The sequence below is a fragment of the Solwaraspora sp. WMMA2080 genome (assembly GCF_027497395.1).
In the GTDB taxonomy this organism is placed as follows: Bacteria; Actinomycetota; Actinomycetes; order Mycobacteriales; family Micromonosporaceae; genus Micromonospora_E.
The window spans coordinates 3,405,424-3,425,414 of sequence record NZ_CP114910.1; the positions used below are offsets into that span (position 1 = coordinate 3,405,424).

Genomic DNA, 19,991 nt, shown 5'->3' on the forward strand with positions numbered 1-19,991 from the left:
GGCCTCGACTTCACCGCAAGGTGCATCGCGCATCTACTACCTCCCCTGGCCAAGGCGCTCAGTCCCACACGGATAGGTGACACGCTGCCGATGAGTTCAGACGGCGCAGCCCAAGGTCCTACAGGCGGGGTGTCCTCGGGTGTTCTCTGGCTCGGGACGAGGAGAGGAGCATCACTATGTTCGCGAGAATAGGGCGTACTGTCTGACATCACGCTCCCACGACGAGGGTGTCCGCAAAGTACAGCACCTTGCAACTTGATCGCAAGCCGCGATACCAGAGCTGGGGCTTCGTCCGAAATGCTCGTTCGGGGCTACGTCCGCCCGGAGTAGGTCAGCGTGATTTCGTGCTCCTCCAGGCTTCGTAAGATCAGAGTGTCTTCCAGCCACTGATCTAGGAGGAAGAGCTCCCTTGTCTGACAGGTTTCACAGATGCTGACCTCCGCGAACGGCCAGAGGGTGATGGGGATTCCACCCGAGCCGGTCACGTAAACGCGCTGGGGCCTCTGCGGATAGGTACTCGGTCGGTCGAACGGCTCCCAGCCGGGGTGGCTTCCCCGCAGCGTCAGGCCGACGATGCGGTAGGAGGACTCGTCCAGGTACTCGCAGCGCTCTACCCAGTCCCAAGCGTTGCCGGCCAGCCAGTTGACAGAGGTGATCACGGCGACGACGTGAGGGTCTAATGCCCGGACATCCTTCTCAATCTCGAAGCCGGCACGGATGCCATGCGAGTGGTGCGTGTCGTTCCGGAGTTCCCGGATCCTCTCTAGCAGGGCACTCACGCCGTCTGGGTCCGCAAGCCGAGCCAGGTCGGGCAGGCTCGGCTCGTTGACACTTTCGACAAACTTCTGGATGGCCGTTGTCCATGTGCCGAACGTGGCACCCTTCTGGAACGACCGACGCAGGTGAGCGTCAATCTCGCCGTGGGCGGCGATCTCGCTGAGAGCAAGAATGCCGAGCACTCGGGCGATGCCCTCGCCGAGTTTGAGTAGGCCGTCCTTCTGCTCAGCCGGGTGGGTACCGATCCGGTAGCGCCGGGCAAGCGAGGCAATGTGGTACGGATAGCTCCACTCGGCCCGACCGACAGGGTCCTCGACTGGGCGCATCAGATCAGCGATCAGCCAGGCCTCGTTGGCCGCTGACCGGATCTCGTCGCGCAGCCGCTGGACGTCGGTCTGTGGACCGGCAAAGACGTTCGGCAGGGTGCTGGCGGCCGTCGCGCGCATCTTGTGCCGGCCCTCCTGTACGACTTCCAGGAAGTCTTCAATTTCCGGTCTGACCATGTCGACCGGGACCGGAGTGTCCAACAGTTGGCTCGACGTCATCCGCAACGTGGTCGCGTCGTCCGGACGAGAGTTCAGCCATTCGGCGAGAACGTGCCCGTGGCCTTCGGAGGGCTGGAGCACGAACATCGCGGTAACCGCCTCGCCGAAATTGGCTGGCAGTAGACGCCAGTTGCCCGGCAATCCGACCAAGTCGCCGCCCTCGCAAAGGGTCAGGGACGTTGCTTTCGGTACCGACGTCGCGGAGACCAGGATCTCGGGGAGCGCCACCGCCGAGTCGGCGGTGTGCAGGTTCTGCGCGGTCAAGTGCGGCCAGCCACTTCCGCCGCTGTCCACGCCGGTGAAACCCGGTTTGGCCGTTCGTTGGCGCGCGAAGCGCCCAAGGTGATCGAAGTTCGCGTTGAGCGTGCGGACGAAGAAGTGGCTGAGCCGGATCTCATAGCCGATCCTGATCTTGCCGCGCTCGATCCAGGCGTCCGGATGCCCATCGTCGTTCAGGTAGCCGTCCGGGTCACGGTGTAGCGGGAGGTTGACCACCTCGCTCAGCGCGGGATCGGGTTCAATCAGTCCACGGTTCTTCTGGATCTCCCCCTGCGGGTCCCGGGTCCGGAGCGTCCGACTCACGAGGGCGCTGAAAGACGCTGTGTCGGGCCAGTCCTGTCCACCGGCCTTCGCGGTCGCGCGCAGGACGCCAAGGGCCTTACTCCTGCTCTTCCAAGACGACCCGATCAGCGGGCGCAGCACAGCCGCGAGGCCCTCCGCGCCTTTGGTGAGCTTGGCGTGGTTCCTCTCAGTGAGGTCGAACCGTACTCGCAGCGGGCGTTCGACGACCACACGCTGGTAGCCGAAGTCCTCATTGGCGAGTACCCGGAGCCGGAGGTGGCGAGAATCTTGCGGATTGTGTGAGACAGAGAGCGCATCGCGGTAGGCAGCAACGATGAGATCGGCCTGCTCAGCAGCAACGTACTTCCGCTTGTCGCCCCATGACCTTCGCATCCGCTGCCACTCGTCGCGAGCGTTGAGTAGGATGACCCGTCCTTGCAGCTCCCGTTCCTTGCGGTTGGTGAGCACCCAGACATAGGTGGAAATGCGGGTGTTGGGGAACAGCTGATCGGGCAGCGCGACGACTCCTTCGAGCAGGTCATTCTCCAGGATCCAGCGCCGAATATCCGACTCACCAGACCCGGCAGCGCCGGTGTGCAGGGGAGATCCGTTAAAGAGGACCGCGATCCGGCTACCGCCGGCGTCCAGTGGTTTCATCTTCGCGAGCATATGTTGCAGGAACAGCAAGGATGAGTCGTTAGTTCGCGGCAAGCCCGCTCCGAACCGCCCGGCGTGGCCGTGCCGGGCCTCGTTCTGGACGAACTGCTCGGCCCTCTTCCACTCGACGCCCATCGGCGGCACGGCGATGAGATAGTCGAACTGGGCCGCCGAAAAGCGGTCCTGGCTCAGCGTGTCTCCGAGCACGATGTGGTGGGGATTCATGTTCTTCATGAGCATCGTGGATCGGCAAATCGCGTACGTCTGCCGGTTGAGCTCCTGCCCGTACGCCTCGACGGTGGCGAACGGATTGCGTTCCCTGATCTGCCGGGTGGCCTCGAGAAGAGTTCCGCCGGTGCCGCAGACTGGGTCGTAAACGGTCAGCCCGCCGGTCTCGCGGTCCGAAGCCAGCAGCAAGGCAGCCATGAGCCTTTCGACGTCCGTCGGAGTGTTGTACTCTCCAGCAATCTCGCTACTGAGTTCGGCCACGGTCCGAACGAGTTCCTCGAAGATTTCACCCATCTGACGGTCACTTACTGTCCGAGGCCCCAGATCGATCTGGGCGAACCGCTCCACCACCCGGACCAGTAACCCGGACTCCCGCAGCAGGGTTACCTGCAGGCCGAAGTCGAATGCAGCCAGCAAGTCGGCCACTACAGCCGAGAAACCCTGGAGGTAGGTGTCCGGGTTGGTGGCCAACGCCCCGAAGGTCAGCGGGCCGGTGTGGTAGAACGGCAGCCCTGTGACTGCGCACAACGTGGCGTCACGATCCGTCGCTCCTTCCGCACCGAGTTGGTCGAGACGGGAGAGAACGTCGGCCTTCGTGGGCTCCAGCAACGAGTCCACGCGACGCAGCACCGTCATTGGAAGGATCACAGCGCCGTAGTCGGACTGCTTGTAGTCACCGCGCAGCAGGTCGGCAACGGACCAAACCAGACCAGACCAGTCCCTGGCGTCGCTCGTCATAGACTCCCCCGCTGTCCCCACCAGCGACCACGTCGATCATTGCAATCCACTGCTTCTCCGGTCATTTGGGCACGGAAGCGACCACCATGGCGACGCCCTGGTCGCGGGCGTGGACAAGATCCTGGCCGTCGTGGAAACCCCACCGTCCAAGGCTACCGGGCACAACTCGCCGCACCTCCTGGCCACAATCTGGTGTACGCAGACCATCAAGTCGGGACCTGGTATGAGTCGCCGCATGACGGCAGCCAGCCGTGGCGCATCTTGTTGCTGAGCTGTACGCCTGCCACCTCTGACTCGCATGTAGAGGTGGCAGGCGTCGAGCTTCGCAGCGCCGCCAAGGCAGGAGGGTGTTTCAGGCTAAGGCGCCAGAGTTGGAAGGTGGGGCCGTCCGCCGGCAGGATCAGGGTGCCGTCAGCGGCCGGGCGCAGCGGTGGTGCGCCGCCGTACAGGTTGACCAGGGCCGGAGCAGCAGCGTCCGGCGGGGCCACCAGGCCGGTCAACCGCACCGGAGCACCCGACGCACGCCGGGCCAACGCCAACACCGCCCCGGACGGCGACTCCCGCAGATAGACCAGAGCGTCGTCATCGACGTACACCCAACGAAGCCCGCCGTGCCGCAGCTCCGGCACCTCCCGACGCAACGCCACCAACGCCCGATACACCCCGAACATCGCCCCGTCCCACGAACCCGGCCGATCCCACGGCATCGGCGTCCGCGAACCCTCCCCGTTCTCACCCCGCAACCCCAACTCGTCCCCAGCGAACACCATCGGCGTCCCCGGCAACGTGAACTGCAACCCGGCCGCCACCTCCTGCCGCCCCGCGTCCCCCACCACCGTCCGCACTCGGGCCGAATCATGCGAGCCGAGCAGCTGCCACGAATGCACCAGCGACCGCCATGACACCAACGCCCCGAACGCCCGCATCGTCGCCAACGCCGCCGACCCCGACCGGGCCGGCAGACCCTGTGACTCGGTGGACGTGGCTTCCGCGGATCCTGCCGCCGTCGGTCGCGCTGGCGTCCAGCGGTGGGTGGCCACGCTCCCGCACTACTGGAAGGGATGCTTCCCGTTGCGAGAACCATCCCCTGCCTCCCCTCTTGACAATCCGTCGTTGACGCATTCCCTGGCAGGGCCCGGAATTGCTCGACACAGATGGTTGAAGGCGGCATTCACCAGGTGGGATACTGTCCAAAATCGATTACCGCCACAGGCAGTTCGCGCCACCACGCATCAGATCGTGCGCCACACATCGGGGGTGTCATGCAGAACCATCCACTCACCGCAGCACGCGAACGCCTGGGCCTGACCCGCCGGCAGCTCGCCGACGCCGTCAACAAGATCCTCTACCCCGACCCCGGACCGGCAGCCCACAGCGCCTTCACCGCCAACTACCTGGGCAAACTCGAAAACGGCAAGATCCGCTACCCCGCCGAGGACTACCGCACCGCCCTACGCATCGCCCTCAACGCCGACACCGACGACGAACTCGGATTCCGGCCAGCACGCGAGCTGAGGACCACAGTCGCCCTGGTCCAAAGGGCCTACCCTCGACCGGCGGGACCGGAGACCGACCCGACCGGCGGACTCCCGAAGGACGATATGCGACCCGAGCAGATGCCAGATCACCTGACGGCCGGAGAACCGGATGCGAACCGTCGCGCCCTGCTCCGGGGAATCACAGCAGTCGCAGCATCGGCAGGTCTGCTCGGCGGCTCCGCTGACAGCGGTTCGCGTCGACTCGGACACGGTGACGTTGACCGGCTCGACGCCGTGATCTCCCTCTACCGGTCCATCGACTACGAACGCGGTGGCGGCGCGCTCCACCGCGACGTCGCACAGCTGGCCGACTCCGCATCAGCCCTACTGGACCAGCCGCACCCGACGACGCTCGGCCCACGGCTACTGCGGTCCGTCGCGTCAGCTCGGCAACTCGCCGGCTGGACCGCGTTTGACGCCTGCCGGCATCTCGACGCGCAGCGGCACTTCCTCCTGGCCGAGCGGCTGGCCGCCGCCGCCAACGACGTACTGCTTACCGCACGGGTGCGCTACTGCCAGGCCCGCCAGTTCCAGCACCTGCGGCACAACAAGGATGCGCTGGAGACGCTTCGGCTGGCCCGCGACGAGGTAGGCCGGCAGGTCACCCCGGCTGTCAGCGCGATGCTCCACGGAGCCGAGGCCGCCTCCCTCGCCGCACTCGGCGACGGGCCGTCGGCAACACGCGCGCTCGGAGCAGCCACGGACGAGTTCGACCGCATCAACCCGGACAACGAACCGGACTGGATGCGCTTCTACGACCGCGGCGAACTCCTCGCCCAGTACGGGCGGGTATACCGCGACCTCGCCCGCATGGACAACAGCAACCGCTACGGCGAGGCCGCCACCCGCACTGTCGCGCAAGCCATCGACACCTTCGGCTCGCAGAACGTCCGCAGCAGCGCGCTCAACGGCGTCAGCCTGTGCAGTTCACTGTTCCTGGCCGACGAGCCCGAGCAGGCAGTCGCCGTCGGTGCCCGCGTCATCGAACAAGCCCGGCAGCTCAGCTCGCCCCGCATCCTGGACCGCATCCACAACCTGCGACGGGATCTCAAGCGCCACGAGCGCCTGTCCACCGTCGCCGACTTCTCCCGCACCGTAGCTGCGGTAGGCGTGGGCAGCTGATGACCGGATCGGCCGGGCGGTTCACCGAGCAGGCGATGAGAGCGGCAATGCACCAGATCGCCGCCCAACTCGGCGTCGCCGCCGACGACGCCGAGCTGCTGCGGCTGACCAACAACGCCGTGTACGCGCTCCCCTCAGCCGGCCTCGTCATCCGCATCACCAGGTCCCACGCCCTGCACGACCGGGCGCTGAAGGTCGCCCGCCTGGCAACCTGGTTCGCAGCAGTCGACGCCCCCACCATCCGCCTCGCCCTCGACATCGAGCAGCCGGTACGGGTCGACGGCCTCTCCGCAACGGTGTGGCGGCTCGTCGCTCCCACGCCGCGACCGCCGACCGTCGAGGAACTTGGTCAGGTACTCCGCGAGTTCCACGCCCTGGGCCTGCCGCCGTTCCCGCTGCCCGAGTGGGACCCGGTCGGCGACGTCCGCACCCGTCTCACCGACGCGGAAGCGCTGAACCCCGACGACCGAGACGTCCTGCTGGACTGGTGCGACCAGCTCGCACCACGCATCGCGGACCTGAACGCCCAGGCTCGCGGCCTGGTCCACGCCGACGCACACGTCGGCAACCTGCTCCGCGAAGCCGACGGCCGCGTAGTCCTCTGCGACTTCGACCCGACCTGCATCGGCCCGTGGCAGGTCGACCTGGCCGCCGTCGCCGTCGGCGAGATCCGCTTCGGTCGGGCCGGCGCACACCAGGCGCTCACTTCGGCGTACGGCTACGACGTCACCACCGACCACGCCTGGCCGACCCTCCGCGAAGCCCGCGAACTCAAGATGATCGCCGCCGCCGTGCCACTGCTCGCCAGCACCCCCGGCGTCGCCGACGAGTTCGCCGTCCGCCTGGCCTCCGCCCGCGACAAAGACGACACAGTACGCTGGACCCCCTTCGCAGACCTCACCAGTCGAACCGACTAGGTTTCGCCAAGGTCCAAGTCGTCCAGACCGACGATAGAAGTCCTGACAGGACAGCCCGGCTCCGGCACCCTGGCCCGGCAAGCCGGTCTGTAACTGCCTCCCTACAGCCTCACAACCGCCCCGTCACACCTTCGACCCAGCGACACCACCACCAGGATCGCGCTCGCTGGTTACACCAACGCACTCTACTCAACCGCGATTACCCCTGGTCAGCTGGCAAATTGCGGCCAGCGCACTAGTCACGATAGGATCAGTATCACATATTCCAAACACGGTCAAGACTACCCAATACTCGAACAAACTTTAGCAGTTACTCAGTCCACAGCGAACACTCCGAGTATTTACAAATAGTCATGATCCACTCGCGCAACGCCTTGAAGCACCCCACACACCCAGGTACGGTCGACGAATCGAGGCAACATGAAGGAGTGGTGAGGTCTTGCACGCAGTCATCAGAGTAGCCCGAAGCATTATTCTCCTAGTCGCACTAACAAGCATCTGCCTATCATTCTCAACAGCAGCTACAGCGAGCCCAGCGGATCACAGAGCGATCACACCATCCTTCATCGAGTCGGTTGATCCGGTCGAACAGCCACTCAACTTCGAGAGCAACGATGAGATGTCAGTTGCGTGGGATGCAACGTTTGACAAATACTTGACTGCAGGCATGTGGGCCGCAGCAGCTGTCTCCCAGGCGGCGTTTACCGCATATTGCGTTGCGGCGGTTCCATCCCCGCTTCAGCCAGCCTGCCACTTAATTGCCAACAGCGGGCTACTCTCCCAATTCCACAGCATGGGACCACCGAACGGTCGCTGTCTCAAGATTGCGCCAAGGCTAGGCGGAGCCGGTCAAGTCAAGTGAGACAGATTCTTGATCTTTCTTAGCTTTGTGTTGCTGGGTGTGTGTTCGTGGGCGGGGTGGTGCTCTGGTCGGGGGCGGTGTTGTCGGGTTTGTTGATCCATGCCCGGTCCGGTAGGCGGGGCGGCTGGGGCCGTCGGCGGCCGAACCGGTGTGGGTGGGCCGCGCGGGCGGCGTCGAGGGTGTGTTGCCGTTGCTGACGGATCTGTCCGGCGGTGCCGTGGTGCACCGAGGCGGGGGTGTGCAGCCCGATCCCGGAGTGCCGGTGCTCGTGGTTGTAGTAGGTGTAGAAGGCCTCGCAGTGCTGCCGGGCGTGCTGGATCGACCCGAACCGGTCGGGAAACGTCGGGTCGTACTTCAAGGTCTTGAAGCTCGCCTCGATGTACGGGTTGTCGTTGGATGTCTTGGGTCGGCTGTGACTACGGCCGATCTTCAGGTCGGTGAGGAGCTGGGTGATGGTCTTGCAGGTCATCGCCGCGCCCCGGTCGGCGTGCACGGTCAGCTGGTCGGGGTCGACGCGTTCGCGGGCGGCGGCGTCGGCGATCAGCGCTTCGGCCAGTTGGCCGTCCTCGTGCGCGGCGACCAGGTGACCGACGACGTAGCGGGACCAGATGTCGATCACGGTGTACAGGTGGTACCAGACGCCTTTGACGGGTCCGCGTAGCTTCGTGATGTCCCAGCTCCATATCTGGTTCGCCGCGTCGGCGACGAGTTCCGGCTTGGTGCGGGCCGGGTGCGTCGCCTGGTTACGGCGTTCGCCGTTCTGTCCGGCGGCACGCAGAATTCGGTACATGGTGGACTCAGAGCACCACCAGCGGCCCTCGTCGAGTTCACGTGCCCATACCTGTGCGGGTGCCAGGTCCTGGTAGGGCTGGCTGTTGAGCAGGTCGAGGACCTGTTGTCGTTCGGCCTGGGTCAGTGCGGACGGTGGTGGTCTGCGGGGTGTCCGGGGCTTCGGCGGTGTCGGGTTGCGGTGGCGGTAGATGGTGGCTCGGGACAGGCCGGTCAGTCGGCACGCCGCGGCGGTGCCCCACAGTGGTGTCAGCGCGGTGTGCGCCTCGTCGAGGACGGCGGGGGTGTCGCGGTGTCCGCGCTCTCGGAGAGCAGTTCCAAGAGCGCGTGTGCTTTTCCCATGATGTCCAGTGCTGTGCGTGTCTTGGTCAGCTCGTTCTCGAGGCGGGCGTTCTGTCGACGTAGCCGGGCGAGTTCGGCTGACTCGGTGTTCTTCCGGGTCCGTTCGGCGGACTGGCGTCGGTCGGTCAGGCCTGCCGCTGCGCCCGCATCACGGGCCTTTCGCCAGTCGAGGATGTGTGATCCGTACAGGCGTTCCCGGCGCAGGATCGCACCCCGGGCCGCAGCGTCGGGGGCCGCGTCGTATTCCGCGAGGATCCTGGCCTTGAACTCTGCGGTGAATGTCCGACGAACCGGCTTGGCGTCCAGATCGCCGGAACCGATGGACTTGTCTGCCATGCTGATGATCTCCCCTCAGACCCGTCCGGGGAGCGTATCCCCTGGTAGACGACCTGTCTCAACTCAGCCTGACAGAGAGGGAGGGCTGCCTCCCTACCAACTCAGCTACATAAGCTGCTAATCGATCACCATCGAACCAGGAGGCTTCATGATACGAGGGATGCAACGACTAGCGGTTTCGGCCACCGGAGTAGCGCTAACACTTGCCTTCGGACTGATCAATCCAAGCTCGGCCCAAGCCACACCGGAGCAACCGGCGGTAATTACACATCCGAGCCTTCAGGCGGCAGCCGAGGCCTTCGCAGAAGCAACAAGTCGACTAACACCAAGCATTGTGCGAGCGGACGATGGAACACTTGAGCTAGAAACTACCGCGGCCGACTCGGGAATCAACCCGGAGACGTTCGATCAGGTCGTAGCAAGCTTGGACGAACTTAACCAAGCCGTCCTTCGCGGAGAACTTCTGACAAACGAACAGTTGCAGATTTTTCCAGCAAATCCATCCATCTTTCACAACGGAGTAATCTACTACTGGTGGGGAATGGAGGTTCACTTCACCGCAACCACAACCAGCAAAATAACGAATGCAATGAATGCGGGCGCCGGATTCTCCGCGATAGTAGCAATCGTCCTCCCCGTAGTTGGAACAATCGCGGCCACCGTTGTTACAGGCCTTTTTGCCATCGGTGCGGGCGCTCTGGGCTTTTGCTCGAATAGCAACGGCGTCATCGTAAGCCATCCGTATGTTGGCCCAGTTTGGTGCAGCGGACACTAGCTACAGAAAGAACTCAAGAGCAAGCCAAACTGGCTCGCCGAAGCCCCATTGGGTTACGGCGAGCCAAGTGGCATTCACTCAACACAACAGCAACTACTAACCCAAGGGCAGAAATTGTTGCGAGCCATACGGTACATCTGCACTCTACTGGCAGTAATCTTCACCTCACTAAGCATAATATCGTTTTTTGTCAATTTCAATGAGATAGAGAGCAAAACATCTGCGCTCGGAATTCTCGGGTTTGCATTTGGCATGATCGCCGTCGTCATCAAGTTGAAGGCGAACCAGAACAAAGGCGCCATGAACCCAAAAGAAGATTAAGCTATTACACCACCACCAGGAAAACCAACCCTTATCAGGTCGTTACATCGCGTCGATTTTGGGTCCAACCGGGCCCGGGTTCGACTTCCGCGCATAGACGAGCGAGGACTCGCCCGGATCAGGTCGCGGTCGACAATGTCGCAGCCGAGGTGTCGATTGGTTTTGCCGGAATCACCATCAGCGGATGGGTTCGATGGGCAACTCGTTGCGTTCACCGGGCAGGATGTGGCGTCAGGGGAGGCGCCACACCTGGAAGGTGGGGCCGGTGGCCGGCAGGGTCAGGGTGCCGTCGGCGGCGGGGCGTAACGGTGGTGCCCCGCCGTACAGGTTGACCAGTGCCGGAGCAGCAACGTCCGGCGGGGCCACCAGACCCGTCAACCGCACCGGAGCGCCCGCCGCGCGGCGGGCCAACGCCAACACCGACCCCGACGGCGACTCCCGCAAGTAGACCAGGGCGTCGTCATCGGCGTACACCCAACGCAGCCCGCCGTGCCGCAGCTCCGGCACCTCCCCGACGCAACGCCACCAACGCCCGATACACCCCGAACGTCGCCTCATCCCACGAGCCCGGCCGATCCCACGGCATCGGCGTCCGCGAACCCTCCCCGTTGTCGCCCCGCAACCCCAACTCGTCCCCGGCGAACACCATCGGCGTCCCCGGCAACGTGAACTGCAACCCGGCCGCCACCTCCTGCCGCCCCGCGTCCCCCACCACCGTCCGCACTCGGGCCGAATCATGCGAGCCGAGCAGCTGCCACGAATGCACCAACGACCGCCACGACACCAACGCCCCAAAGGCGCGCATCGTCGCCAACGCCGCCGACCCGGACCGGGCCGGCACCCCACCCGGTACGCCGAGGAAGTCCGGCAACTCCAGCGTCGGTGACCGCAGCCAGCTCCACACCGGCCGGGTGAACCCGGCATAGTTCATCGTGCCGTGCCAACCGTCGGCGTCCAGGTCACGGGTGAAGTCGTGCCCGTGCTCGGCGACGATCAGCCCGTCCGGCCGGGTCTCGGCGACCGCCCGACGCAGCAACGCTGCCACCTCCAGGGTGAGCGCGTCGGCACCGCGCCGGCCGGTCATGTTCGCCACGTCGATCCGCCAACCGTCCAACCCGTACGGCGGCAACAGCCACCGCCGCGCCACCGAGGATGGCCCATCGACGAACCGTCGCCGCAGCTCAGCGCTGCCCCAGTTGAGTTTCGGCAGCGACTTCACACCCAGCCACGACTCGTAATCACCGTCGTCGCCGAAGTAGTACAGCTCCCGCTCCGCCGACGACACGTCCGACACGGCGGCGGTGAACCACGGGTGGGCGTCGCCGGTGTGGTTGCTGGTGATGTCGCCGAGCAGCCGCCACCCGCGAGCGTGCACCGCCGCCGACAGCCGCGCCAAAGCCTCGTCCCCGCCGAGCAGCGGGTCGACGTGGTCGAACGCGGCGGCGTCGTACCGGTGATTGGACCGGGCCGGGAAGATCGGCGTCAGGTAGACGGTGTTGACGCCGAGCCGCTCCAGGTGGTCGAGCCGCTCCCGGATGCCGTCCAGGTCGCCGCCGTAGAACTGGTGCGGCGTCTCCGGCCCGCGCCCGACGACCGGGGTGTCCCAGTCGCACCGGATCGCCCACTCCGGCAGCTCCCGCCCGTCAGCGGCAGCCGACCGGGCGAACCGGTCCGGGAAGATCTGGTAGATCACCGCGTCGGCGGCCCAGGCCGGCGGCGCATCGTGGGTGACGAGCCGGAAGTCGGTGGCGTCCGGCACGTCGTGGTCGACCTCGCCGGCCCCGGTCAACCAGCGCCGCCCGCCCCCGCCACGAGCAGACCCGCCAGCAGCAGAGCCGTCAGCAGCAGCAGAGTCGCCGCCGGCCAGCAGGAAACGGTACGGCGTGACCGGGTTACCGGCCTCCACCTCGCCCCGCCACCACACGTCCCCGTTCGGATCCTGCCGGTCGACCACCGCCTCGGAGAAGCGCGGCTCACCGTCGGCTGTGGAGCGTACCCACAGCTTGTCGACCGGCCGCGCACCCGCCGGCACCCGGACGAAGACCGACACCCGATCACCCAGGTTCACCCCGGCGGCGGCACCCGGCGCATACAACGACGATCCGTCGTGATGCGCCTCGAACAGCTGGCCCACAAGCTAACCCTTCACAGACCCGGAGGTGAGACCGGCGACGATGTAGCGGCTGAGCAGCTGGAACACCAGCACCGTCGGGATCGCCGTCAGCAGCGTGCCGGCGGCGAAGATCCCGAAGTTGTTGTTCCGCTCCCCCGCCACCAGGCCGTACATGCCGACCGCCAGCGTCTTCGCCTCCGGGTTGGTGAGGAAGACGTTGGCGATCAGGAACTCGTTGATGGTGTTGATGAACGCCAGCAGCCCGGTGACCGCCAGGATCGGCGCCACCAGCGGCAGCATGATCCGGAAGAACACCTGGGCGTGCGACGCCCCGTCCATGGTGGCCGACTCGTCCAACTCCCTCGGCAGGGTGTCGAAGAAGCCTTTCATCAGCCACGTGTTCACCCCGAGCGCGCCACCGAGGTAGAGCAGCATCAGCCCCCACGGGGTGTTGAACCCGATCGTCGGCCACAGGTCGGTGATCGTCGAGAAGATCAGGAAGATCGCGACGATCGCCAGGAACTGCGGAAACATCTGGATCAGCAGCAGCGACAGCAGCCCGACCCGCCGGCCCCGGAACCGCATCCGGGAGAAGGCGTACGCCGCCAGCGACGACAGGAACACCGACGCGAACGACGCCAGCCCGGCGATCAGCAGCGAGTTGCCGAACCAGCGGCCGAACGCCGTGTCGGCGAACAGCCGCCGGAAGTTGTTGCCCGACGCCCCGGTCGGGAACAGGTCGGTCGACGACAGGGTGCCCAGCGGGTTCACCGCCGCCGACAGCACGAACACGATCGGGAACAGCGAGAACGCCACCGCCAGCAGCGCCACCAGGTGCCGCCAGCCGACCCGGCTCAGCCAACGGGTGAACGAGCGCCGGTTCACGCGTACACCTCTTCCTGTTGCCGGGTGCGCCGGAAGCTGACCGCGGAGATCACCGCGACGAGCGTGAAGATGAAGATCGAGATGGCGGCGGCGAAGCCGTACTGCGCGCCGGCCGCGCCGAACGCCAACCGGTACGTGTAGGTGATCAGCAGATCCGTCGCGCCGACACTCGGATTGTCCGCCGGGAACGGCCCACCCTCGGTCGTCAGATAGATCGCGTTGAAGTTGTTGAAGTTGAACGCGAACGAGGCGATCAGCAGCGGCGTCAACGCCACCAGCAGCAGCGGCAACGTCACCCGGCGGAACGCCTGCCACGGGTTCGCGCCGTCGATCGAGCTGGCCTCGGTCAGCTCCTTCGGGATGGCCTGCAACGCGCCGGTGGCGACCAGGAACATGTACGGGTACCCGAGCCACAGCTGTACGCCGATCACCGCCAGCCGGGCCGACCAGTCCTGCCCGAACCAGTCCACAGTCAACCCGAAGAACTGGTTGATCAGCCCGAAGTCGGTGTTGAACATGTCCCGCCAGACCAGCAGCATCGCGAACGACGGCATCGCGTACGGCAGGATCAACAACACCCGATAGAGGTTGCGCCCCCGCACCCGGTCGGAGTGCAGCGCCAGGGCGCAGAGCAGCCCAAGGACGAACGTGCCGCCGGTGGAGCCGATCGCGAAGGCGAAGTTCCAGACCAGGGTGCCGAGGAACGGCCCGGAGATGCTGCGGTCGGTCAACACGCGGGTGAAGTTGTCCAGCCCGACGCCGACCCGCCAGCCCTGCAACAGCCGGTCGCCGTCGGCGGAGACGAACGAGCCGGCGTCGTCGTCGGCCGTCCACACCGTGCCCGTCACGGTGTCGGTCACACAATCACAATCCTCGTCGTACGCCCGGACCGCGACCCCTTCGTACGCCCGGGACAGCCCGATGGAGCGGATCGCCCCGTCGTCGGTCGGCACCGCCAGGTCGGTGATCTCCTGGCTGCGGGCGCTGGCCTGGCCGGCGTTGAGCAGCGTGTAGCCGTCGGCCGCCGTCACCTTGCCGGCGTCGGTGACGGTGACGTCGCCGGCCGGCAGCTCGGTCAACCCGTCGGCGTCACCGGCGTAGACGACCCCGTCGGCCGGGTCGACGACCAGCAGCACCAGGTCACCGGTGGCCGGGTCGCCGACCGTGGCGACAGTCATCGCGTACTCGATGGATCCTGGCACCTGGACCACCGACGTGGCCTGGATGGCCGCGATCGCCTCAGTCTTGCTGCCCCGGTGTCCGTCGCCGAAGTTGGTGAACGCGGTGGAGGCGGTGTAGAGCACCGGGAAAATCTGGAAGGCGATCAGGAACAGGGTGCCGGGGATCAGGTACTTCGCCGGCACGTGTCGCCGACCCAGGTAGAGGTAGCCGATGCCGGCGGTCGTGACGACCAGGATGCCCAGCCCGACCCACGCCTCGGCGGCGATCAGCGGGAACGCCGCCCAGATCGCGATCGCCGCGACCAGGCCGAGCAGCAGCGCCTTGGCCAGCAGACCGCCGGCTCCGGTGGTTCGCATTACTTGATCTGTTCGGCGATCGTCTGACCGGCGGCGGTCATCGTGCTCGCCACGTCGGCACCGCCGACGATCGCGGCCTCGGCCTTGCCGAACGGGTCCCAGATGGCGGCCATCTCGGGGATCGCCGGCAGCACCGCGCCGCCCTGCCCGGCCTGCTGGAACTTCGCCAGGTCCGGGTCGGCCCCGGCGACCTGGTCGAGGGCGGCGGTCAGCGCCGGCGGGCGCGGCTCGGCCTCGTAGAGGGCGACGGCCAGGTCGGTCTGGGTGGTGTAGTTGGCGACGAACTCCTGCGCCAGGGCCTTGTTCTCGCCCTTCGCGGCGACGTAGAAGGTCTGCACGCCGACGAACGGCTGCGCGGGCGCGCCACCGGCGAAGCCGGGGACCGGGCTGATGTCGTACGCGATGTCAGCGCCCTTGGCGTCGGTGATCGCCCACGGCCCGGAGACCAGGAAGGCGCACTTGCCGCTGGTGAAGGTGGCGATCGAGTTCTCCGGGGTGATGGAGCGCTTCAGCGCGCCTTTGCCCTTCTCGCCCAGCGTGGCGATCTTCTCGAACGCGGCGATCGACTCCGGCGTGCCGACGCCGAGCTGCGTCGGGTCGTAGTCGCCTGCGGCGGTGGTGCCGAACAGGCTGCCGCCGGCCGAGGTGTAGAGCGGGTACAGGTGGTAGGCGTCGCCGTTCTGCCCGACCTGCAGGCAGAGAATCTCCGACACCTTGCCGTCGGCCTTGAGCTGCTCGCCGGTGGCGACGAGCTCTTCGATCGTGGCCGGGGCGTCGGGGGCGAGCGCGGTGTTGCGAATCAGGGCGACGTTCTCCATCGCGTACGGGACGCCGTAGACCTGGCCGTTGAAGGTGACCGCCTGGATGGCGACCTCGGCGAAGCCGGCGGTCTGGTCGCCGGTGAGCTGGACCGGCTCGATGGCGCCGTTCTGCACCAGGTTGCCGATCCAGTCGTGCGCGCCGACCATCACGTCCGGGCCGCTGCCCTGCTGCGAGGCGGTGACGAAGGTAGTCTGCTGGTCCTTGCTGATGGCCTGGACCTCGACGGTGACGCCGTTGTCGGCGCCGAACTTCTCGGCGAACGGGGCGAGGGCGGCGCTGCGCTTGTCGTCGGCCCAGATGACCAGGGTGCCGCCGGCGGCGGCGTCGGGGCTGTCGGTGGTGGCGGGTTCGCCGTCGCTGCTGCCGCAGCCGGCGGCGGCCAGCGCGAGCGCGGCGGCCAGCCCGGCGGCCACCGACGTGGTATGGACGCGCATCGGGACTCCTGTCGTGGAAGTTATTGCAGTACGGTGCCGCGTTAACGGCACGGTTTCGTCGCGTGTTGCCGGGACGTTAGCAAGGTGTTGCAAGTAATGGAAGGGCTTGCAGGGACCGTCGCAAGAACTTGCCGGTGCGCTACCGTGAACGCCATGCGCGCACGACTGTCCGACATCGCCCGCCAGGCCGACGTCAGCGAGGCCACGGTGTCCCGGGTGCTCAACGACCGCCCCGGGGTGGCTACGGAGACCCGCCAGGCGGTGCTGACCGCGCTCGACGTGCTCGGCTACGAACGCCCGGCCCGGCTGCGCAAACGCAGCGCCGGCCTGGTCGGCCTGGTGGTGCCGGAGTTGGACAACCCGATCTTCCCGGCGTTCGCGCAGACCATCGAGTCCGCGCTGGCCCAGTCCGGCTACACGCCGGTGCTCTGCACCCAGACCCCCGGCGGGGTCACCGAGGACGAGTACGTGGAGATGCTGCTGGACCGTCAGGTCGCCGGCATCGTCTTCGTCTCCGGCCTGCACGCCGACACCGCCGCCGACCACGACCGCTACCGCAAACTGATCGCCCGGCCGCTGCCGATCGTGCTGATCAACGGGTACGCCGAAGGCATCGAAGCCCCGTTTGTCTCCTGCGACGACCGGGAAGCCGGCGAGCTGGCCGTGGAACATCTCGTCTCCCTCGGCCACCGGCGGATCGGACTGATCACCGGGCCGGACCGGTTCCTGCCGGTGCAGCGCAAACTGGCCGGGTTCCGGGCGGCGATGCGCCGCCTCGTCGGTGCCAGCGACGCCGAGATCGACGAGCTGACCGCCCTGTCACTGTTCGGTGTGGAGGGTGGCAAGGCGGCGGCGAACCGGTTGCTCGACAAGGGGGTCACCGGCATCACCTGCGGCTCCGACCTGATGGCGCTCGGCGCGATCCGGGCCGCCCGGCAGCGTGGCCTGTCCGTGCCCGGTGACGTGTCGGTGGCCGGCTACGACGACTCGCCGCTGATGGCGTTCACCGATCCGCCGCTGACCACGCTGCGCCAGCCGGTGATCGCGATGGCGGTGGCGGCGGTCCGCGCCCTGGTCGACGAGATCAACGGGCACGCCGCCCCGAACTCGGAGTACGTGTTCCGCCCCGAACTGGTGGCCCGGGGCTCCACCGGCATCGCCCCGCAGGTCACCCACCTCGCCGCCGCAGCGGCCGCGCCCGCCAGCTGAGAGCTTGCGCAAGGGTTGCTTGACTCTTGCAAGAACCGGCAGGCATGCTCGGAGCAGAGCCAGCAACGCACCGACAGGACGGGGAACCCGTGACGATCGATCCTGCCCAGGCCGCGCCCCGCACCGCCCGCGACGACTGGTGGCGGACCGCCGCCGTCTACCAGGTGTACGTGCGCAGCTTCGCCGACTCCGACGGCGACGGCATCGGTGACCTGCAGGGCATCCGCAGCCGCCTGCCGTACCTGCGCGACCTCGGCGTCGACGCGCTCTGGCTGACGCCGTTCTACCGCTCCCCGATGGTCGACGGCGGCTACGACGTCGCCGACTACCGCGAGGTCGACCCGATGTTCGGCGACCTCACCGACTTCGACGAGATGATCACCGACGCGCACGCGCTCGGCCTGCGGATCATCGTCGACATCGTGCCGAACCACACCTCCGACGTACACCCGTGGTTCGTCGCGGCGCTCGCCGCCGCGCCCGGGTCGGCGGAGCGGGACCGGTACATGTTCCGCGACGGCCGTGGCGACAATGGCGAAGAGCCGCCGAACGACTGGGAGTCGATCTTCGGCGGGCCGGCCTGGACCCGCCTGCCCGACGGCCAGTGGTACCTGCACCTGTTCGACCCGGCCCAGCCCGACCTCAACTGGCGCCACCCCGAGGTGCGCGCCGAGTTCGAGCAGATCCTGCGGTTCTGGCTGGACCGGGGCGTCGACGGGTTCCGCATCGACGTCGCCCACGGGATGATCAAGGCCGACGGGCTGCCGGACATCGGCTGGACCTCGGCCACCACCGGACGCCGGCAGATCGAACTGCTCGGCAAGGGCCGGCTGCCCTACTTCGACCAGGACGAGGTGCACGACATCTACCGCGCCTGGCGACCGGTCCTGGACAGCTACCCCGGCGGGCGGATGGCGATCGCCGAAGCGTGGGCGGAGACCCCGCAGCGGCTCGCCCGCTACATCGGCCCGGACGAGCTGCACCAGGCGTTCAACTTCGACTTCCTCGACGCCACCTGGTCGGCCGACTCGTTCCACAAGGTGATCGACACCGCGCTCGCCGAAGCGGCGATCGTCGGCGCGCCGACCACCTGGGTGCTGTCCAACCACGACAAGCAGCGGCACGTCACCCGGTACGGCGACGGCGAGGTCGGGCTGCGCCGGGCCCGCGCCGCCGCGCTGCTGATGTTCGCCCTGCCCGGCAGCACCTACCTCTACCAGGGTGAGGAGCTGGGCCTGCCGGAGGTCCTGGACCTGCCCGACCATCTGCGGCAGGACCCGGCGTTCGGCCGCACCGGGCACAGCCGCGACGGCTGCCGGGTGCCGCTGCCGTGGAGCGGCGACACCCCGCCGTACGGCTTCGGGCCGGCCGGGTCGACGGCGTCGTGGCTGCCGGCCCCGGCCGACTGGGCGCCGCTGACCGCACAGGCCCAGACCGGCGACGGGTCCTCGACGTTGGAGCTGTACCGGCGGGCCCTGGCGGTCCGGGCCGAGCATCCGGCGCTGCGCGACGCCCCGGCCGGCGACGGCACCGGGCTGTCCTGGCTGGAGGCCGGGCCGGGCGTGCTGGCGTTCCTACGCGGTGACGACGGCGGGACCGACACGGACGGCGGCGCGGAGGCGCTGGTCTGCGTGGTCAACCTCAGCGGTGCGCCGGTGCCGGTCGACGGGTACGGCGTACCGCTGATCACCAGCGCGCCGTTGGACGGACCGCCCGGTCGCCGACTGCTGCCGGTCGACGCCGCCGCCTGGTTCCAGCCGGCCTGACGCCCGTTTCGCCCCGGCCGGCTGGCAGGGGGCGGCCAGGTTTACGACGGCCCGGCGCCGGGTATGGCTCGGAGCAGGAAACACCGGTCGTTCGTCGAGCCGGAAGTGCCGCCGGGCGGCTGGGCAAGGACCCCTTGTGGTGGGGGGGCGAAGGTGGTGACGGTGCCCCGGGACCAGGAATGGTCCCGGGGCACCACCACTGATGGTCAGCTCCCGGCGGTCAGCATGTTGGCGATGCGGGCCATGCCGGCGCGTACCTCGTCCGGTGACGGCGGCGGCGACGGCTCGACGTGACGCTCCTGCGGCTCGGCGTCGTTGCCGCCGACCAGATCCTCGAAGTCGTCGTACTCGGCGACGTCCTCGTCGGCGGAGGCCTGAGCGGCGGCCAGCTCGCCGCGGATCTCCTCGACGGTGACCAGGGTCAGCAGCGGCTCGACCACCGCCATCAGCTCCTCGTCGGCGACCACCGTCTCGGCCAGGGCCAGCGCGTGCGCCCGTTCGTACGGCCCGCACACCACCGGTTCCCACTCGCCGTCCTGGTCGCCGAGCGGCCCGAAGGTGATGATCCACGGCATCGTGTGCGCCGGTGAGTCGTCCGGCAGCTCAAGCGTGACTAGTGCCCCCACCTGACCGATCATCGTCGTACACCGGAGACCGTCGGCGGCTTTTGCCGCTTTTACTGCTTTTGACGGTGCCGTTCCGGCTGTCCGGCGGGG

At 67.2% G+C, this 19,991-nt stretch carries 15 protein-coding genes; 4 read left to right on the forward strand and 11 right to left on the reverse strand.

Going from position 1 to position 19,991, the window contains the following annotated elements; translation table 11 throughout:
* Nucleotides 1–311: 311 nt before the first annotated feature.
* Nucleotides 312–3,506, reverse strand: coding sequence for a class I SAM-dependent DNA methyltransferase (locus O7543_RS15495; RefSeq protein WP_281553172.1), 3,195 nt, complete (start codon nt 3,504–3,506; stop codon nt 312–314).
* A gap of 206 nt (nt 3,507–3,712) precedes the next feature.
* Nucleotides 3,713–4,432: an alpha-amylase family glycosyl hydrolase gene (locus O7543_RS15500; protein ID WP_281555421.1), complete on the reverse strand. Its 720-nt coding sequence runs from the start codon at nt 4,430–4,432 to the stop codon at nt 3,713–3,715.
* Between the two features lie 336 nt (nt 4,433–4,768).
* Between O7543_RS15500 and O7543_RS15505 the strand changes: the two genes are divergently transcribed.
* Both O7543_RS15505 and O7543_RS15510 read left to right on the forward strand, forming a co-directional pair.
* Nucleotides 4,769–6,166: a hypothetical protein gene (locus O7543_RS15505; protein ID WP_281553171.1), complete on the forward strand. Its 1,398-nt coding sequence runs from the start codon at nt 4,769–4,771 to the stop codon at nt 6,164–6,166.
* Nucleotides 6,166–7,083, forward strand: a complete 918-nt coding sequence (locus tag O7543_RS15510; RefSeq protein ID WP_281553170.1) for a phosphotransferase — start codon at nt 6,166–6,168, stop codon at nt 7,081–7,083. Before O7543_RS15505 ends, O7543_RS15510 begins: the two co-directional genes overlap by 1 nt.
* 881 nt (nt 7,084–7,964) lie before the next feature.
* Here O7543_RS15510 and O7543_RS15515 read toward each other — a convergent pair.
* From O7543_RS15515 to O7543_RS15550, 8 genes are all read right to left on the reverse strand, one after another.
* Nucleotides 7,965–8,987 (reverse strand): IS3 family transposase, encoded by a 1,023-nt coding sequence (locus O7543_RS15515; protein WP_348650117.1) that lies wholly within the window; start codon nt 8,985–8,987, stop codon nt 7,965–7,967.
* Nucleotides 8,984–9,412 (reverse strand): hypothetical protein, encoded by a 429-nt coding sequence (locus tag O7543_RS15520; protein ID WP_281553169.1) that lies wholly within the window; start codon nt 9,410–9,412, stop codon nt 8,984–8,986. Before O7543_RS15520 ends, O7543_RS15515 begins: the two co-directional genes overlap by 4 nt.
* Nucleotides 9,413–9,773: 361 nt before the next feature.
* On the reverse strand, nt 9,774–10,151 hold the full coding sequence (locus O7543_RS15525; RefSeq protein ID WP_281553168.1) for a hypothetical protein: 378 nt from the start codon (nt 10,149–10,151) through the stop codon (nt 9,774–9,776).
* Between the two features lie 588 nt (nt 10,152–10,739).
* The gene (locus O7543_RS15530; protein WP_281553167.1) at nt 10,740–11,015 is read right to left on the reverse strand and encodes a hypothetical protein; all 276 of its coding nucleotides are present in this window, start codon (nt 11,013–11,015) and stop codon (nt 10,740–10,742) included.
* Entirely contained in the window at nt 10,969–12,642 is a 1,674-nt protein-coding gene (locus O7543_RS15535; RefSeq protein WP_281553166.1) for a glycoside hydrolase family 13 protein, read from the reverse strand. Before O7543_RS15535 ends, O7543_RS15530 begins: the two co-directional genes overlap by 47 nt.
* 3 nt (nt 12,643–12,645) lie before the next feature.
* The gene (locus O7543_RS15540; RefSeq protein ID WP_281553165.1) at nt 12,646–13,506 is read right to left on the reverse strand and encodes a sugar ABC transporter permease; all 861 of its coding nucleotides are present in this window, start codon (nt 13,504–13,506) and stop codon (nt 12,646–12,648) included.
* Nucleotides 13,503–15,044 carry an ABC transporter permease subunit gene (locus tag O7543_RS15545; RefSeq protein WP_281553164.1) on the reverse strand — a complete coding sequence of 514 codons (1,542 nt, stop codon included), beginning with the start codon at nt 15,042–15,044 and terminating at the stop codon, nt 13,503–13,505. Before O7543_RS15545 ends, O7543_RS15540 begins: the two co-directional genes overlap by 4 nt.
* Nucleotides 15,044–16,300: a maltose ABC transporter substrate-binding protein gene (locus O7543_RS15550; RefSeq protein ID WP_281553163.1), complete on the reverse strand. Its 1,257-nt coding sequence runs from the start codon at nt 16,298–16,300 to the stop codon at nt 15,044–15,046. The genes O7543_RS15545 and O7543_RS15550 overlap by 1 nt, the downstream gene beginning before the upstream one ends.
* A gap of 153 nt (nt 16,301–16,453) precedes the next feature.
* Here O7543_RS15550 and O7543_RS15555 point away from each other — a divergent pair, with 153 nt between their 5' ends.
* Both O7543_RS15555 and O7543_RS15560 read left to right on the forward strand, forming a co-directional pair.
* Nucleotides 16,454–17,509 carry a LacI family DNA-binding transcriptional regulator gene (locus O7543_RS15555; protein WP_281553162.1) on the forward strand — a complete coding sequence of 352 codons (1,056 nt, stop codon included), beginning with the start codon at nt 16,454–16,456 and terminating at the stop codon, nt 17,507–17,509.
* Between the two features lie 95 nt (nt 17,510–17,604).
* Complete coding sequence (locus O7543_RS15560) at nt 17,605–19,275, forward strand: glycoside hydrolase family 13 protein (RefSeq protein WP_281555419.1); 1,671 nt, start codon at nt 17,605–17,607, stop codon at nt 19,273–19,275.
* A 206-nt stretch (nt 19,276–19,481) separates the two neighbouring features.
* Here the strand turns inward: O7543_RS15560 and O7543_RS15565 are convergent, their stop codons facing one another.
* On the reverse strand, nt 19,482–19,901 hold the full coding sequence (locus O7543_RS15565) for a hypothetical protein (protein WP_281555418.1): 420 nt from the start codon (nt 19,899–19,901) through the stop codon (nt 19,482–19,484).
* Nucleotides 19,902–19,991: the final 90 nt, after the last annotated feature.

What these genes read in the sequence shown, in the direction of transcription:
- O7543_RS15550 (WP_281553163.1), bottom strand. Translation starts at nt 16,300, where the DNA reads ATGCGCGTCCATACCACGTCGGTGGCCGCCGGGCTGGCCGCCGCGCTC.
- O7543_RS15525 (WP_281553168.1), bottom strand. Translation starts at nt 10,151, where the DNA reads ATGGCTTACGATGACGCCGTTGCTATTCGAGCAAAAGCCCAGAGCGCC.
- O7543_RS15505 (WP_281553171.1), top strand. Translation starts at nt 4,769, where the DNA reads ATGCAGAACCATCCACTCACCGCAGCACGCGAACGCCTGGGCCTGACC.
- O7543_RS15510 (WP_281553170.1), top strand. Translation starts at nt 6,166, where the DNA reads ATGACCGGATCGGCCGGGCGGTTCACCGAGCAGGCGATGAGAGCGGCA.
- O7543_RS15545 (WP_281553164.1), bottom strand. Translation starts at nt 15,044, where the DNA reads ATGCGAACCACCGGAGCCGGCGGTCTGCTGGCCAAGGCGCTGCTGCTC.
- O7543_RS15500 (WP_281555421.1), bottom strand. Translation starts at nt 4,432, where the DNA reads ATGCGGGCGTTCGGGGCGTTGGTGTCATGGCGGTCGCTGGTGCATTCG.
- O7543_RS15520 (WP_281553169.1), bottom strand. Translation starts at nt 9,412, where the DNA reads ATGGCAGACAAGTCCATCGGTTCCGGCGATCTGGACGCCAAGCCGGTT.
- O7543_RS15495 (WP_281553172.1), bottom strand. Translation starts at nt 3,506, where the DNA reads ATGACGAGCGACGCCAGGGACTGGTCTGGTCTGGTTTGGTCCGTTGCC.
- O7543_RS15555 (WP_281553162.1), top strand. Translation starts at nt 16,454, where the DNA reads ATGCGCGCACGACTGTCCGACATCGCCCGCCAGGCCGACGTCAGCGAG.